Origin of the sequence: Labrenzia sp. PHM005 (assembly GCF_006517275.1) — a bacterium.
Taxonomy (GTDB): domain Bacteria; phylum Pseudomonadota; class Alphaproteobacteria; order Rhizobiales; family Stappiaceae; genus Roseibium.
Genome location: NZ_CP041191.1, coordinates 2,831,431 through 2,845,763 on the forward strand (window position 1 = coordinate 2,831,431; position 14,333 = coordinate 2,845,763).

14 protein-coding genes are annotated in these 14,333 nt (G+C 55.5%); 9 read left to right on the forward strand and 5 right to left on the reverse strand.

Features of this window, described 5'->3' with window-relative positions; translation table 11 throughout:
• The first annotated feature begins 132 nt into the window (after positions 1-132).
• Positions 133-354 carry a hypothetical protein gene (locus tag FJ695_RS12685; RefSeq protein WP_141185791.1) on the forward strand — a complete coding sequence of 74 codons (222 nt, stop codon included), beginning with the start codon at positions 133-135 and terminating at the stop codon, positions 352-354.
• On the opposite strand, the gene FJ695_RS12690 is transcribed toward FJ695_RS12685, so the two are convergent.
• A complete protein-coding gene (locus tag FJ695_RS12690) occupies positions 335-958 on the reverse strand; it encodes a TetR/AcrR family transcriptional regulator (RefSeq protein WP_168206349.1) in 624 nt (207 codons plus the stop codon). The genes FJ695_RS12685 and FJ695_RS12690 overlap by 20 nt on opposite strands.
• Positions 959-1,051: 93 nt before the next feature.
• On the opposite strand from FJ695_RS12690, the gene FJ695_RS12695 reads away from it, so the two are divergent.
• Positions 1,052-1,972, forward strand: a complete 921-nt coding sequence (locus tag FJ695_RS12695; protein ID WP_141185793.1) for an MBL fold metallo-hydrolase — start codon at positions 1,052-1,054, stop codon at positions 1,970-1,972.
• Positions 1,973-2,187: 215 nt separating this feature from the next.
• Here the strand turns inward: FJ695_RS12695 and FJ695_RS12700 are convergent, their stop codons facing one another.
• Positions 2,188-2,670, reverse strand: a complete 483-nt coding sequence (locus tag FJ695_RS12700) for a hypothetical protein (RefSeq protein WP_141185794.1) — start codon at positions 2,668-2,670, stop codon at positions 2,188-2,190.
• Between the two features lie 185 nt (positions 2,671-2,855).
• Between FJ695_RS12700 and FJ695_RS12705 the strand changes: the two genes are divergently transcribed.
• The 3 genes from FJ695_RS12705 to FJ695_RS12715 all read left to right on the forward strand — a co-directional run bounded on the left by FJ695_RS12705 (position 2,856) and on the right by FJ695_RS12715 (position 5,914).
• The gene (locus tag FJ695_RS12705) at positions 2,856-3,584 is read left to right on the forward strand and encodes a response regulator (protein ID WP_141185795.1); all 729 of its coding nucleotides are present in this window, start codon (positions 2,856-2,858) and stop codon (positions 3,582-3,584) included.
• Positions 3,577-4,908: an ATP-binding protein gene (locus tag FJ695_RS12710; protein WP_168206350.1), complete on the forward strand. Its 1,332-nt coding sequence runs from the start codon at positions 3,577-3,579 to the stop codon at positions 4,906-4,908. The genes FJ695_RS12705 and FJ695_RS12710 overlap by 8 nt, the downstream gene beginning before the upstream one ends.
• A gap of 115 nt (positions 4,909-5,023) precedes the next feature.
• Positions 5,024-5,914, forward strand: a complete 891-nt coding sequence (locus FJ695_RS12715) for a 50S ribosomal protein L11 methyltransferase (protein WP_141185797.1) — start codon at positions 5,024-5,026, stop codon at positions 5,912-5,914.
• Between the two features lie 75 nt (positions 5,915-5,989).
• Here the strand turns inward: FJ695_RS12715 and FJ695_RS12720 are convergent, their stop codons facing one another.
• Positions 5,990-7,444: a sodium:alanine symporter family protein gene (locus FJ695_RS12720; protein ID WP_141185798.1), complete on the reverse strand. Its 1,455-nt coding sequence runs from the start codon at positions 7,442-7,444 to the stop codon at positions 5,990-5,992.
• 157 nt (positions 7,445-7,601) lie between these two features.
• Between FJ695_RS12720 and FJ695_RS12725 the strand changes: the two genes are divergently transcribed.
• Positions 7,602-8,414: a helix-turn-helix transcriptional regulator gene (locus FJ695_RS12725; protein WP_141185799.1), complete on the forward strand. Its 813-nt coding sequence runs from the start codon at positions 7,602-7,604 to the stop codon at positions 8,412-8,414.
• A 21-nt stretch (positions 8,415-8,435) separates the two neighbouring features.
• Here FJ695_RS12725 and FJ695_RS12730 read toward each other — a convergent pair whose 3' ends face one another.
• On the reverse strand, positions 8,436-9,386 hold the full coding sequence (locus FJ695_RS12730; protein WP_141185800.1) for an asparaginase: 951 nt from the start codon (positions 9,384-9,386) through the stop codon (positions 8,436-8,438).
• A 229-nt stretch (positions 9,387-9,615) separates the two neighbouring features.
• On the opposite strand from FJ695_RS12730, the gene FJ695_RS12735 reads away from it, so the two are divergent.
• Positions 9,616-10,962 (forward strand): aspartate ammonia-lyase, encoded by a 1,347-nt coding sequence (locus FJ695_RS12735; protein ID WP_141185801.1) that lies wholly within the window; start codon positions 9,616-9,618, stop codon positions 10,960-10,962.
• A 96-nt stretch (positions 10,963-11,058) separates the two neighbouring features.
• On the opposite strand, the gene FJ695_RS12740 is transcribed toward FJ695_RS12735, so the two are convergent.
• A complete protein-coding gene (locus FJ695_RS12740) occupies positions 11,059-11,262 on the reverse strand; it encodes a hypothetical protein (RefSeq protein ID WP_209011236.1) in 204 nt (67 codons plus the stop codon).
• Positions 11,263-11,510: 248 nt separating this feature from the next.
• On the opposite strand from FJ695_RS12740, the gene FJ695_RS12745 reads away from it, so the two are divergent.
• Together FJ695_RS12745 and FJ695_RS12750 are read left to right on the forward strand one after the other, a co-directional pair.
• A complete protein-coding gene (locus FJ695_RS12745) occupies positions 11,511-13,325 on the forward strand; it encodes an aminopeptidase P family protein (protein WP_141185803.1) in 1,815 nt (604 codons plus the stop codon).
• A gap of 159 nt (positions 13,326-13,484) precedes the next feature.
• Positions 13,485-14,249: a class II aldolase/adducin family protein gene (locus FJ695_RS12750; protein ID WP_141185804.1), complete on the forward strand. Its 765-nt coding sequence runs from the start codon at positions 13,485-13,487 to the stop codon at positions 14,247-14,249.
• Positions 14,250-14,333 lie beyond the last annotated feature (84 nt).

The window sequence follows — 14,333 nt, forward strand, 5'->3', positions numbered from 1 at the left end:
AGCTTTATATTACCAGAAATGGAGCATTGCCGCGCTTTGCCCAGCCCTTTGTGTGATGATCTGCCAGCCAACATAAGGCCCTGCGGTTATTCCGCAGGTTTTCGGACGCAACCGATCCAGAGTGCCATGCGCATGAAACCGATACCGGTCAAGATCACCGCGGAAGAGGTCAAAACCAAGCGGATTTCAAAAACTCTTGATTGCGTTTTGGGAGAGGATGGCGACACGCTGACCATCGAATTTGGGAAAGCTGGCCAGAAGAACGTCATCGACTGTTATGTTGAGAAGCGCAGGGTTTTAGACACACGTCTAAATGATCGTGCTGTTCCTGCCCTTAGGTATTGGTGCTACTGACCCAAAAAGACATCGCGGTTTCGACCGCGCTGAGCAACTGACTTGCCGGTGCTCCTTGTTTTGCCAAGGCGGACAATCCGGCCACCACCATATCGAAATAATCTGCCAGTTGATCCGCATTCAAATAGGGGGGCAGTTGTTCAGTCCGTGCTGATTTAAGTCTGGCACGGATTGCGTTCGGGGTGATTTTCCCAGCGGAGCTTAGCGCTGTTCGGATCGCATCGGGGACATCCGCGGCGTCTGCACAGGCGGCGTTCGCAGCGATCATGCACCCAGGCGGTGTTCCTTTGGCCGTAAGGCCCTGCACAATCGCAACAAGCAGTTTCTGTACCGCTTCCCGCGGGTCTTTTTCGTTGGCGAGAATGTCCTCGCCTGGCCGGATACTTGTCGCGATGTAGCGGTCAAGGGCCGCCAGAAACGTATCTTCCTTGTTGCCAAACGCTGCGTAGAGGCTTGGTTTTGTCAGGCCAGTTGCCGCGTATAAATCAGAATAGGACGTTCCAAGATATCCGTTCTGTCTAAATAGAATCAACGCCTTATCCAGGATTTTGTCTGGATCAAAACTGCGCGGGCGTCCCCGTTTATCACTTTTTTTGCTGCTCATGATTGATGTCATATATACCGGTCGGTATTAAATACCAAGCGGTATAGATATAACTATCAACAATCGCTTCTGTGCAATCAATCGGAGTTCGAAATGTTCCGCGTTTCAAAAATGCTTCTGGCATTTTCCCTTCTGCTATTAACTCTTGCAGGCGGTGTCGCCGCCGCTTCGGAAAATCATGTGCCGACCGACCAAGTTTACAAGATCGGAGAGGATGTCTTCGGGTTCACCTCTGGCGGAGGGACCCATTCAATGTTTGTTATTGGTGAGAAAAACGTCGTTGTATTTGAGACGTTTAATCCGGATCATTCAAAAAAGTTGATTAGGGCGGTCCGGTCGTTCACCGACAAGAAAATTACCCACGCTTTCCAAACACACAATCATTGGGATCACGCTGGCGGCGGCCAATCTTTTTTGGATGAGGGCGCCGAAACAGTCATGCATGAACTCGCAGCACAATGGGTTGCCGCGCACCCCCGGCCAGACACTGTTGCAGGATCAACGATTTGGTCTGGATCAAGAAAAGACTACGATTTTGGCGACTTTACCGTAGAAATGCACTACCTGGGGCTCAACCATGGCCTTGGCATGACGGTCTTTGTTGTGCCTGAGAAAAAAGTTGCTTTTATCGCAGACCTGGTGACACCCAACCGGGTGATGTTCACAGTCGTTCCTGATTTCAATATCGGAGAATGGGAACGCAGTTTGGGTGAAATTCTTGCTTTGGACTTTGAGGTCGCTGTGTGCTCTCACACAGAGCTTCCAGGAGAGGCCGCGTTCAAAGGCTGTACCAAGCAGCATGTGTCTGAGGAGCGCCAATATATCCGGGATCTGCGCGGCGCAATTATCGCTAAGTTTGAGAAAGGTACCGGATTTTACGAGATCGCTGAAAAAATCGCCTTGCCGCAATATGCCCATTGGGTTGGTTACGATAAATGGCTTGAGATGAACGCCTACCGCTTGATGCTGGATCTTTATATGGGCCCATTTCCCTGGGTGCATAACGCCAACTGATGCGGGTGGTTTCAAGTCAGCTTGATAAGAATACATCCGTTCAAAGAATAGACCGCCAGCCGATGCAGGTTGGCGGTCTTCCGGTTTCTTGTAGGCGTTTTGGCAGGAATTCCTTCCAATCCCGTCTGAAACAGACAGGGACCAAGAAACCTGACTGAGCCTCCATTCGGGGTGGGGCGAGACCCAGTTTTCCGGTTGATGGTTCTGCGTGTTTATCAGGCTTGGAAATCTGCGACCAAGGCAGACACATCAGAATTGTTTTCGCCGTTCTCATCGTAGGCCGATTGGCTTTGCAGTTCACTCAAGATGGCGCTCAGAAGTTCTTCGGCGCGGGATCCCAGTTCCCCGCCTTGCAGTCCACCTGGGCCGCCGGGACCTTTGGGTTTGCCTAGCTCTCCCTCTTCGAACATTGCGCTGAGCTCGTCCGCCTGTTCTTCGGTCAAGGTTCCAGCGTCCACTTGATCAGAAAGCAGCGTTTCAAAGTTTGCCTGCATTTCCTCACGGGTCGGCGGTGGAGATCCGGGTTCGGGCCGGCCTGCTGCCTTACGCTCTTCGTGCATCGCATCGAGCGCTTCCAGCATGGCATCCTTGTCGCCGGCGGTGATCTCGCCAGCTTCAACCTTTTCGTCCAGGCTGCTGATGGCTTGATCTCTCGGTGAGGGGCCGGGAGGCGGTGGCGGCATAGATCCGATTTGCATTTCTCGCTCCTGATTGGGCTTGTTCGCGTTCCAAGCAGAGCGTTGCGGCGGGAGGGTTAACGAGATCTTAATGCTGGAAAGCGCTTGATTTCTCTCTTTTTCGCAAGTGTTTTTCAGAAACACTCTGAAACAAACTCGGGTATTTTTCAGATGAAATTGGACGCCTTTCCGGCCTACATAAGGTTATGACCCGGTCAGCGCATATCCTCATTGTTGAAGACGATCCGGAAATCAGACTGCTTATGAAGCGGCATCTGACAGCCCAGGAGTTTCGGGTCACAGTGGCGGCCGACGGGACTGAAATGGACCGGCTTCTTGTCAGTGGCCGATTTGATCTCATGGTGCTCGATATCATGCTGCCGGGCGAAGATGGCATCAGCCTGTGCCGCCGGGTCCGGGCCACCAGCACGCTGCCGATCATCATTGTGTCGGCACGAACCGAAGATATCGACCGCGTGATCGGGCTGGAAGTGGGCGCGGACGATTACATGACCAAGCCCTTCAACCCGAGAGAACTGATTGCACGCGTCCGGGCTTTACTCCGCAGGGTCGAGATGGGCCAGGCGACACCGGCAGCCGCACCAAAAACGCTCCGGTTTGAAGGCTGGGAGATGGACTGCAATACCCGCAGCCTCACCAATCCGCAAAAAGCCATCGTGTCTCTAACCCCCGGTGAGTACAATCTCTTGCAGGTGATGGTGGAGCGCAGCGGGCATGTGCTCAGCCGGGATCAGCTGGTCGACCTGACCTATGGCCAGATCGGTGCCACGAATGGACGCAGCATCGACATTCTGGTCAGCCGTTTGCGGTCCAAACTGCAGGCGGGCGGTGCGGCCTACCAATTTATCGTAACGGTGCGCTCCGGTGGTTATGAATTCGTCGCGCCAACCGAGGCGGTGGCCGCCGATGGCTAGGTTTTGGCCGCGCTCGATGGTCTTTCAGGTGCTGCTGCTTTTGTGCGTGGTCGGTGTGATCATGATTTTGGCTGGTGCGGCGGGCGGTTATTTTCTGAAGCAATCCTTTGACCGATCGCCATCGGCGATGACCGCACTTCTAAACTCCCTGGCAATTTCGAAACTGAATGAGGTTCCAGCCGAGTTACGTGCGGAATTTCTGGAAGATCTCCGGGAGCAAGCGCCAAACCTGAAGATCTCAGTTATTACGGACAGCGAAGTGCCTGATCTGCGGCCGCCAAGGTCCGACGGACGCAAAGGGCCGTTTCAGCTGGGTGAAACACTTTTCGGGATCGGGCTGATCAACGTGGCGGGCCGAGGCGAACAGCCGCCGGGTGTGCCGCCAACGCTCTATTTCCGTTTAAGCGACGGTGATGTCGTTCAGGTGGTCTGGGATGCGCCCAAGCCGCCGCCGCTTCCCGGGCCTGAACCCAGGATCATGCTGCCGTTGATATTCGTCGGGGTGACTTTCATTGGCTTGATGTTGTGGGCCGCCCGAAGTGTTGTCCGGCCCTTGGGCAATCTCGCGGCGGCAGCGGCCGGTTTCGGCCACAAAGACACCAAACCGGTGCCTTTGGATGAGCATGGCCCGGAAGAAGTGCGAGCTGCGGCCCGGGCCTTCAATCGTATGCAGGAACGGATAGACGAGTTTGTAAAGCGGCGCACAGAGACACTGGCCGCAATTAGCCATGATCTCAGAACTCCGCTCACCCGGCTCCGGCTGCGGCTGGATTTGCTGGATGACGGCGAGATCAAGGACCGCAGCCTGGCCGATCTTGAATTGATGGACAAGCAGATCAGTCAGGCCCTTATGTATTTACGGGGCGGCAGCAGCAGCGGACCCAAGGCACGGATAGATCTTCCAAGCCTGTTGCAATCGATTGTAGATCAATATGCAGATACCGGGTTGTCAGTCGATTTAAAGGCCGAACCCGGATTGGGCATCAACGCCAATGTGGATGATCTGACCCGCGCGTTGTGCAACCTGATTGACAATGCCAACCACTATGCCTCGGGGGCTGAAATTGTCCTCGAGCCGTCGGGCCGTTTTGCCCGGATCGATATTACCGATCACGGTCCTGGCATTCCGGAGACAGAGAGGGCTAGATTGCTGGATCCATTTGAACGTGGAGATCAGGCCCGGCAAATCCGTGATGGCCAAGGGTTCGGGCTCGGCCTTGCGATCAGCAAGACGATCGTTGAGGGGAGTGAAGGCACTCTTGATCTGCTTGAGACAATGAATGGTGGCCTCACAGTCCGCTTGCAATTTCCCTTGGCAGACTAACTGCATGTGATTTCGGGAGATTGCCCCAAAAGAAAGTGTTTGGCGCTGGATGTGGTGCCAACATGCGGCTATACCGCTCAGCCAAATGCCATGACAACTGAAAGCGCACAGGCTCATGAAAACGATCCGGGTCAAGATCACCGCGGAAGAACTGGAAGCCAAACGGATTTCCGAGATCCTGGAACGGGCCTTTGAAGATGAAGGCAACCCGGTGACGATCTATGAAGATTCCAAGGACGGAAAGATCTGGTCCGCGGAAATCCTTCTGTTCGGCATGGAGCCGGACGAAGCCGCAGCAACCGTGCGCGACCGGGTGGGTGCGGACGCTTTTGCAGCTCCCTTGGATGCCGAGGAACTGCCGGATATCAACTGGGTGGAAAAAAGCCTGGAGGGGCTGAAACCTGTCAGCGCTGGCCGGTTCCTGGTTCACGGCAGCCATGACCGCGACAAGGTGCCAGCCGGGGTCATCAGCCTGGAAATTGAGGCTGCGCTTGCATTCGGTACTGGGCATCACGGAACCACAGCCGGATGTCTTGAAGAAATCGACCGGCTGCTGTCGATGCGTGAGTATAACAGCATCCTCGATCTGGGCACCGGCACCGGCGTTCTGGCGATTGCCGCAGCCTTGAAAGCTCGGCAGACGGTTCTGGCAACAGATATCGACCCGGTGGCGACCCGCACGGCGCTGGAAAACGCGCGTTTGAACGGAGCAAGCCATCTGGTCAAGGGCTTTACCGCTAATGGGGTGGAGGATCGGCGGTTCGGTCTTTATGGGCCGTTTGATCTGGTGATTGCCAATATTCTGGCGCGGCCGCTCATGAAAATGGCGAAATCCATCAGCCATCAGATGACCCAGACCGCAACTCTTGTTCTGTCCGGTCTCCGGGTTGAGGACGGGCCGCGGATTCTCTTTGCTTATGGCTGCCAAGGCTTTGTGCTCGACCGTCGGCGTGAGAAAGACGGCTGGTTGACGTTGACTTTGGTACGCGGCCGTAAGAGCGCCTGACCGGAAAACCAACTGCTGCAAACAATCAAAGGGCCGCACGAGGCGGCCCTTTAAGTTGGCCAGAACAAGTCTGGCTTACTGGGCTGCTACTTTGGCAGCCGCTGTTTCAATAGGTGCTTTCCAAGCCTCCCGGTCGATATCCAGATCGGCATAGTCGTCTGGATTGAGAACCGGGCGGGCAATGCCTGCCTTAAGCTGCGTGCGGAAGTCCCGCAGCAATCGCATAGCGATCGGGAACAGCATCATGATCGCCAGCAGGTTGACGAGGGCCAACACGCCCATCATCGGATCGGAGAAGAAGAACACCGATGTTGCTGCTGGTGCGACGGCGCCAAGAAACACAACACCAATAATTGCAGCCCGCAGAACAGTCAGTGACATCGGATGGCCGGTGAGCACAGTCAGAGCGTTTTCGCCGAGATAGTAGTTGTAAATGATCGACGAGAAGGCAAACAGCAGGATCGCGAAGGTCAGGAAGTACTGCGCCCATTCGCCCAGATGGAACACCATCGACTGCTGGGTCAGAGCGACACCGTCAATGCCTTCTGCTCCCGGTACATAGACGTTGCCCAATAGGATGACAAACGCTGTACAGGAACAAATGACGATCGTGTCAATGAAGACCGAAAATGCTTGAGTGATGCCCTGGCTGATCGGATGGCGCACATCGGCCGTCGCTGCCACATTCGGTGCAGAACCGAGCCCGGCTTCGTTGGAAAACAGGCCGCGCCGCAAGCCCTGAGCGATCGCTGCGCCCATGCCGCCGCCAACAACTTCCTGGAAGCCAAAGGCGTTTTGCACGATTGATGAAATGACTGCCGGAATTTCCGTGATGTTCAAAACGATGACGATCAGTGCCATGAGCATGTAACCCACGGCCATCACGGGCACGACTACATCGGCGGTTTTGGCAATCCGGTGAATACCGCCGAAGATGATCACGCCCGCAATGGCGGCCAGAAGCAGGCCGGTCCAGAGGCGATCAATTCCAAGACTGTCTTCAACAGCACCAGCAACCGTGTTGCCCTGAAAAGCGTTGAAACCGAATCCGAAGGCGGCAATCAGGCAGATGGCATAAACAACGGCCAGCCATTTGTATTCCTTGCCAAGGCCGTGAATGATTGCCCGGGCCGGACCGCCGCGGTAGTCATTTTCGCCCACTTTGCGTTTGTAAAGCTGAGCGAGAGAACATTCGACCAGGCTGGTGGCCATTCCCAATAAAGCCGTTGCCCACATCCAGAACACAGCGCCCGGTCCACCAAGCGTGATCGCAACCGCAACACCGGCGATGTTGCCGCCGCCGACGCGTCCGCCCACAGACACTAACAACGCTTCGCGCGCTGAAATCTTGTTCGGATCCGCTGAATTATTGTCGTTTTTGAGAACGCGGAACATGCGTCCGAAAAATTCAAACTGCACAAAACCGGTTGCCAGCGTGATGAAAACGCCAAAAACAACCAGGATCGGGATAAGCGACCAGCCCCAGGTCAAATCCCCGATCAACCCAAACAATTGTTCCAGAAACCCCATCTAACTCCTCCTTTGACGCAGCAATCCGGTTGTTTGATGCCCGGCTGTGCTGATGGGAACAGGTTAGGGGGAGAGGGCCAATTTTCCATTTGCCTACCTTGCGCAAGGTTGGGGCGACCAGATACAAAAATAGCATCAACTAGAGAAGGCTCTAAACGTGTCCCGCGACTTTCCTTCCAACTTGAGGCTGTTGTGCAGCTACCACAAATCGATCGCTGACGTTTGCCGGCAGCTGGGGGTGAACCGGTCCCAATTCAACCGGTATCTGAATGGCAAGAGCTTTCCGTCCTTACGGCTGATGCAGAGGATGTGCGATTTCTTTGGTGTCGAAGAATCCGAAATTCTTCTGCCGGCGGGCCAGTTTACGGAACTTGTTCGGCTAAAGCCGAGCGAGAGTGGTGTCCGGGCGGAAAAGAACATCGTCTCTGCGATCGGCGAAGATGTTCGCCTCGCGTCGCGTTCGACGCTGGATGCTTATGTCGGCTACTATTTTACCTATTACAACTCCATGTCCCATCCGGGCATGATCTTGCGTTCCCTGACCCGAATTTACCGGACACCCTATGGCGTCAACGTCAAAAGTATTGAGACGGTTGGCCAACCGGGTGCCAGACTCTTTACCTGCAAATATGAAGGCGCCTGTTTTGTCCTAGGTGACCGGATTTTCATCACGGTGATGGAAATGCTGACCCGCAATGAGGTCATGCAGATCATTTTGTATCCGAGTTACAACAACCGTATCCGTTACATGACAGGCATTGTGTCTGGGGTCGCAGCGCGGGCACCACGACCTCCGGCAGCAACACAGATTGTCTATCAGTATCTCGGAGAAAATCTGGACCTTCGGAAAACCTTCAAGCTGTGCGGCCTGTTTGAACCAGATCACGAAGACGTGCCGGCCGATGTCCGCGCCATGCTGGCTGCCGGCTCTGAGCAAGGCCGGAGGCTCATGGAAGCGCCTTTGCCGTGACAGGTAAGGGCTTGGACAGCGTTAGACCGTGAACTCGCCGCAAAGACTGGTGCTCAAATACTGACGCTTCTCCTCTAGGTCTCCCGCTTGTGTCAGGCAGAATTGAAGCTTGGCGTATGCCATTTCCGGTGTCATGTCGCGTCCGTCAATGACACCTGTGTCCCGCATGACTTTCCCTGCGGCATAGGTCCCGAGTTTCATGCCGCCTTCTGGGCACTGGCTAACGGCAATCACGGGAATTTGGCGGTCTTGTGCCCGGGCGAGCGCTGCGCGCATGTCCGGTGTGTCTGGAGCTGTGCCCGATCCGTAGCACCGCAGAAGCAGACCATCACAGTGTTCTGCGGCGTAGGCGACGGGATCTGTGAAAATGCCAGGCGTAACCGAAACAACGCCCACCTTGTTCAAGGCGACGGGGTTAAGGGACAGCTGCGGTGCGGGGATCACCGGCGGGGTAGTCCAATCCTCAGCTTCAAACGCATCAAACGCACGTGAGTGAGATTTGCGCACCCGCGCGCCATGCAGCCTGTGGCCGGCAAATTGAACCCAGACGCCAGGTGCGGCCGTTCGGGCGGCAATTAGTGCATCATTTAAGTTTGCAACACCATCCGTCCCCTCGACTGTTAGCGGCAACATGGCTCCTGTCACGATCACCGGTTTGTTCAAGCCAGAAAGGGCCAGGCACAAGGCGCTGGAAGTATAGGCCAGCGTATCCGTTCCATGGGTTACGATGAAACCGTCGTAACTGGCGTAATTCTCAAAAATTGTTGCCGCGATCCGGTGCCAGTCACGCGGAGTCGAGCTGGCGCTGTCGATGAGCGGACTAAGATTTTGAATACTCAAGGGATCCGCAGTCATCTGTTGCCGGGAAAGGTCTGCTGCCACCTGTTCCAGAACGCCTTCCCGCGGGGCAAACCCATCAGCGGTCTTGTCCATTCCGATCGTGCCGCCAGTGTGGATCAGCAAAGTGCTCATCAGATGTCCTTAAATTTACGCACTACGTCTGTTTGCGGCCGCAAAGCCAGCCTCCAATTGGTGACTTAGATGTACTGCCGGAGCCAGATCCTAGCTGTGGTGCCTTTGGTGCGGAGTTTACTGCATTTAGCATCAATCAGCGCCAATTTCGTGGTTGAAGCCGGTGATCGCATTGCCAAATCCCATTTGCGGCGTAAGACGCATCCCGCATTTATGGCGAGGAGGCGGTATGCGCACCGAAATCGATTCCCTTGGGTCCTTGGACGTTCCCCAAGATGCCCTTTACGGCATTCACTCTCAGCGGGCCTTTAACAACTTTTCCATTTCCGGCGTTCCGGTTTCCGAGTTCCCTGAACTGGTCCGCGCTCTGGCTATGGTCAAAAAGGCTGCGGCGAGCGCGAATTGGAAACTGGGTGTTCTGTGTGAAGAAAAGGCACAAGCGATTCTTTGGGCGTGTGATGAGCTGCTTGGTGGCAAGCACCATGAGGCCTTCATTGTCGATATGATCCAGGGCGGGGCCGGGACATCGACCAACATGAACGCCAATGAGGTGATTGCCAATCTGGCCCTTCAGAAGCTTGGATTTGCTGCCGGTGACTATGGCCACTTGCATCCCAATGATGACGTCAACAAATCCCAATCGACCAATGATGTCTATCCGACTGCACTGCGGCTGGCGATCCTCTTGAAAATGGAGGAGTTCATTTCAGAGCATCAACGGCTGTGTGATGCCTTTGAAGCCAAAGCGGCCGAATTTGACGGATTGCCAAAAGTTGGCCGCACCCAGCTGCAAGACGCTGTGCCAATGACATTGGGCCAAGAGTTCCGTTCCTTTTCCAACACGATTGAAGAGGATATTGAACGCTTGCGAGATGTCTCCAAACTTCTGCTTGAAGTAAACCTCGGCGGGACAGCCATTGGAACCGGGGTTAATACGCCTGCCAACTACATTGATGTGGCTGTTTCCCAACTGCAGAAAGTCTCTGGGTTTCCGGTGCGCCCGGCACGGAACCTGGTAGAGGCCTCCTCTGACCTCGGCGCCTTTGTCACCTATTCGGGAATATTGAAACGGGTCGCTGTCAAACTTTCCAAAATCTGCAATGACTTACGGTTGCTGAGTTCCGGGCCGCGCGCTGGCTTCGGCGAAATCCGCTTGCCTGCGGTTCAGGCCGGCTCTTCGATCATGCCGGGCAAGGTCAATCCGGTGATCCCGGAAGTGGTCAACCAGGTGGCGTTTCAGGTAATCGGCAATGATCTGACGGTGACAATGGCTGCCGAATCCGGACAGTTGCAGCTCAACGCCATGGAACCCGTGGCGATTTACAACATCCTGCAGTCAATCCGCATCCTGAAACGGGCCATGGCTTGCCTGACAGACAGGTGCGTCAAGGGGATCGAAGCGGATGAAACCCGTTGCCGGTCTCTGCTCGACAACAGCCTGGCAATGGCAACGTCGCTGGTGCCGCAGATCGGCTATGAAAGATCTGCAGAGGTCGCCAAATATGCCCAGAAACATGGGGTTTCTGTTTCCGAGGCGATGGTGGCGCTTGAGCGGGATACCCTCAGCCCGGCTTAGTACGGCTTGCCCAAAAGCGCGCCACAACGAAAAGAACCCGCCAGATTTCTGGCGGGTTCTTTAAACATGCACAGTCGTTTGTTTGCGGTCAGCGCCTTAAAATGCGCTGGTTGCAGAGCCTTCACGCTCTAGCTGAGCGCGGTCGTAGCCGTGAGCGCTCAAAGTGGCGTCGTCGAGCGACAGCAGGTAGCCGTTGACATAGCGGCGGGCTTGCACAGAGCGGGCTTCGATCATCCGGTCAAGAGCACGGCGCATGAAGCTGCCAGAAACACGGGTGGATGTGGTCGTTGCGATGGTCATGGTCTTTAATCCCATTTGAAGTTGAAGAGCTTCCCTAGGGAGAAACGTCTTTATGTTCGTTGATCCCAATATGAGTGCCCCGAAGGGGCTCAGGTAGGGGGGCTGTCGCATGCCAGCTCTGCGCATTTCGCATATGCGAGATAACTTGTGCGCTGCACATAAAAAGTTGTTGTGTTCCCATAAGGCAGGGATATCGGAAATAATTATCCGCCTTGATTGCGTGCAGGACCCATTTTAGTTTTGCCTCCATGTTTCAAGATTTTGACGATCTCACCGATCCTTCCTGCGGGGCGCCGCATGCAGCGCTTCTCAGGGCCGAACTCAAGCGTCTTAACCTGGATGGCTTTTTGGTTCCGCGTGCGGATGCCCACCAGGGCGAATATGTGCCCCCGCATGATTGCCGCCTTCAGTGGCTGACCGGGTTTACCGGCTCAGCCGGTGTGGCTGCGGTCCTCGGCGAAGAAGCTGCGATTTTTGTCGACGGCCGTTACACCATTCAGGTGGGGGAGCAGGTCGATATGGCGGTGTTTCCGGCGCAGCATCTGATCACCGAACCGGTGACCGACTGGCTGGCTGCGCGGCTAAAGCCTGGTCAGAAACTCGGCATTGACGCGATGCTACACACCGTGCGCGAGGTCCGGCGTCTCAGAGACATTTGCGAGGAGTCAGGCGCAGAACTGGTCACGCTCGACACGAACCCGGTCGATACCGTTTGGGAGGACCGCCCTGAACCACCTATCGGGCAAGTGTCCCTTTATCCCACTGAATTGGCCGGCCGGGTCGCGAGTGACAAAATCGCCGAAATTCAGACCGCCATTCGGGAAAAAAAGGCCGATGCCTGTGTGCTGACACAACCCGATTCCATTGCTTGGCTGTTCAATGTTCGCGGTTCAGATGTCACTCACACACCGCTGCCGTTGTCCTTTGCCACCGTTCCAGCCGAAGGCAAGCCGTCGCTTTATATCGATGGCCGCAAGCTCTCAAATTCGGTGCGCGATGAACTCTCGGAACTGACTGAAATCTCCGAGCCCGGTAGTTTTAAATCTGGCCTGGCAGCCTTGGGCGGAGCCGGCAAAACCGTTTTGATCGATCCAGCGCTTGCCGGAATCGGCATCGCTGAGGCGATCACGGATGCGGGCGGTGACTTGATCGAAGCCTCTGATCCGGTGCTTTTGCCGAAAGCCACCAAGAACGAAGTTGAGCTGAATGGTGTCCGGGCGGCTCATATCCGCGATGCCGCCGCCTATATCGCATTCCTGGCATGGTTCGACGAAGAAGTTGCCAAGGGTGATCTCGACGAGATTGGCGCGGCCGAGAAGCTGGAAGAGTTCCGAAGGGCGACGGGCGAGTTGAAGGATATCTCCTTCGACACGATTTCCGGGGCGGGCCCGAATGGAGCGATTTGCCATTACCGGGTTAGCCGGACCAGCAACCTGAAAATTCCGAAAGACAAGCCGTTCCTGATTGATTCCGGCGCGCAATACATCGACGGCACTACCGACATCACTCGGACGCTTGCGGTAGGGACCGTCAGCGAAGAGATGATGCGCCACTACACGCTGGTGCTCAAAGGCCATATTGCCATCTCCACGGCGAAATTTCCGGAAGGCACGACCGGCGCCCAGCTCGACACGCTGGCGCGCATTGACCTTTGGAAGGCCGGCCTCGATTTTGACCATGGCACCGGCCATGGTGTCGGCAGTTATCTCGGCGTTCATGAAGGCCCGCAGCGGATCGCTAAAACCGGCCATGTCGCCCTAAAACCTGGCATGATCCTTTCCAATGAGCCCGGTTATTACCCGGCCGGTGAATACGGTATCCGTTTGGAAAACCTGGAGATTGTCACGGAACCAAAGGATATCTCCGGCGGTGAACGGCCGATGCTTGGTTTTGAAACCATCACGCTAGTGCCCTTCGACCGGCGTTTGATCCTGAGCGCCATGCTGACAGCAGACGAACGCTCCTGGGTCAACCGATATCACCTAAAAGTCCGCTCTGATATCGGCCCGCTTCTGGACGCCAAGGACCGCATCTGGCTGGAACAGGCCACGGAAGAAATCTGATTTTCTGTCATGAAATGTGGCTGCCCCGGACCCGATCCGGGGCCGCTATTAAGCTTGCCTCGCCGGTCCTGTTTTCCAGTTTCATGCGCTTTCGTCTGAACGTGGGTGCATGTATCGTCTCTAGTAACTATGAATCTTGTCTGGGGAGGGGCGGTTCAAATGAGTGTGGTGACGAACCTGAATACAAGCGCAGACCGGCAAACGGAGCAGACGTTGCGCGAAGACTTGGCGGCTGCTTTCCGGCTGGCGGTCGAGTTCGGCTGGCACGAAGGGGTGGGCAATCACTTCAGCGCGGCTGTCTCTGAAGATGGCACGAAATTCCTGATGAACCCGAAGTGGCGGCACTTTTCCGAGGTGACTGCCAGTAATCTTCTCTTGTTGGATGCCAATGACGCCGGTGTCATGGATGGGCCAGATGCGCCGGATCCGAGCGCCTGGTGCATTCATGGGACGGTGCACCGGGTCAATCCGGCCGCAAAAGTTCTCTTTCACGTGCATCCGCCCAACGCGACGGCGCTGGCGACCCTAAAAGATCCTTCGATGAAGCCGATTGATCTGAACACCGCGCGCTATTTTGGCAAGGTTGCAATCGATCTTGGCTTTGGCGGCATGGCGGATGAAGCCGAAGAAGGCCGGCGGATTGCCGAGACGCTCGGCACCAAACCGGTACTGATCATGGGCAATCATGGGGTGTCTGTTGCCGCAGAGACCGTCGCCGAGGCTTTCGATTATCTCTATTATTTTGAACGCGCAGCGGGCACCCTTCTGGGGGCCTATGCAACCGGCCAGCCTCTGGCCGTCATGTCGGACAATTTGGCCGCCAAAACGGCTGCCGAGTGGGAACCTTATAAGGGCATGGCGGAAGCTCATTTTGACTTTCTGAAGCGTCAGCTCGATAAAAATCAGCCAGATTATCGGGAGTAAAAACAAGGATTTGGCAGGCCGGGTGGCATGAAACCCGACCTGTATTACTCCTCTATTACCCGTTCAGTTCTATTGCTTGTTAGC

Excerpts from the sequence above, each read along its gene's own strand:
- FJ695_RS12685 (WP_141185791.1), top strand. The coding sequence starts at position 133 with ATGAAACCGATACCGGTCAAGATCACCGCGGAAGAGGTCAAAACCAAG.
- FJ695_RS12690 (WP_168206349.1), bottom strand. The coding sequence starts at position 958 with ATGAGCAGCAAAAAAAGTGATAAACGGGGACGCCCGCGCAGTTTTGAT.
- FJ695_RS12695 (WP_141185793.1), top strand. The coding sequence starts at position 1,052 with ATGTTCCGCGTTTCAAAAATGCTTCTGGCATTTTCCCTTCTGCTATTA.
- FJ695_RS12700 (WP_141185794.1), bottom strand. The coding sequence starts at position 2,670 with ATGCAAATCGGATCTATGCCGCCACCGCCTCCCGGCCCCTCACCGAGA.
- FJ695_RS12705 (WP_141185795.1), top strand. The coding sequence starts at position 2,856 with ATGACCCGGTCAGCGCATATCCTCATTGTTGAAGACGATCCGGAAATC.
- FJ695_RS12710 (WP_168206350.1), top strand. The coding sequence starts at position 3,577 with ATGGCTAGGTTTTGGCCGCGCTCGATGGTCTTTCAGGTGCTGCTGCTT.
- FJ695_RS12715 (WP_141185797.1), top strand. The coding sequence starts at position 5,024 with ATGAAAACGATCCGGGTCAAGATCACCGCGGAAGAACTGGAAGCCAAA.
- FJ695_RS12720 (WP_141185798.1), bottom strand. The coding sequence starts at position 7,444 with ATGGGGTTTCTGGAACAATTGTTTGGGTTGATCGGGGATTTGACCTGG.
- FJ695_RS12730 (WP_141185800.1), bottom strand. The coding sequence starts at position 9,386 with ATGAGCACTTTGCTGATCCACACTGGCGGCACGATCGGAATGGACAAG.
- FJ695_RS12735 (WP_141185801.1), top strand. The coding sequence starts at position 9,616 with ATGCGCACCGAAATCGATTCCCTTGGGTCCTTGGACGTTCCCCAAGAT.
- FJ695_RS12740 (WP_209011236.1), bottom strand. The coding sequence starts at position 11,262 with ATGACCATCGCAACGACCACATCCACCCGTGTTTCTGGCAGCTTCATG.
- FJ695_RS12745 (WP_141185803.1), top strand. The coding sequence starts at position 11,511 with ATGTTTCAAGATTTTGACGATCTCACCGATCCTTCCTGCGGGGCGCCG.
- FJ695_RS12750 (WP_141185804.1), top strand. The coding sequence starts at position 13,485 with ATGAGTGTGGTGACGAACCTGAATACAAGCGCAGACCGGCAAACGGAG.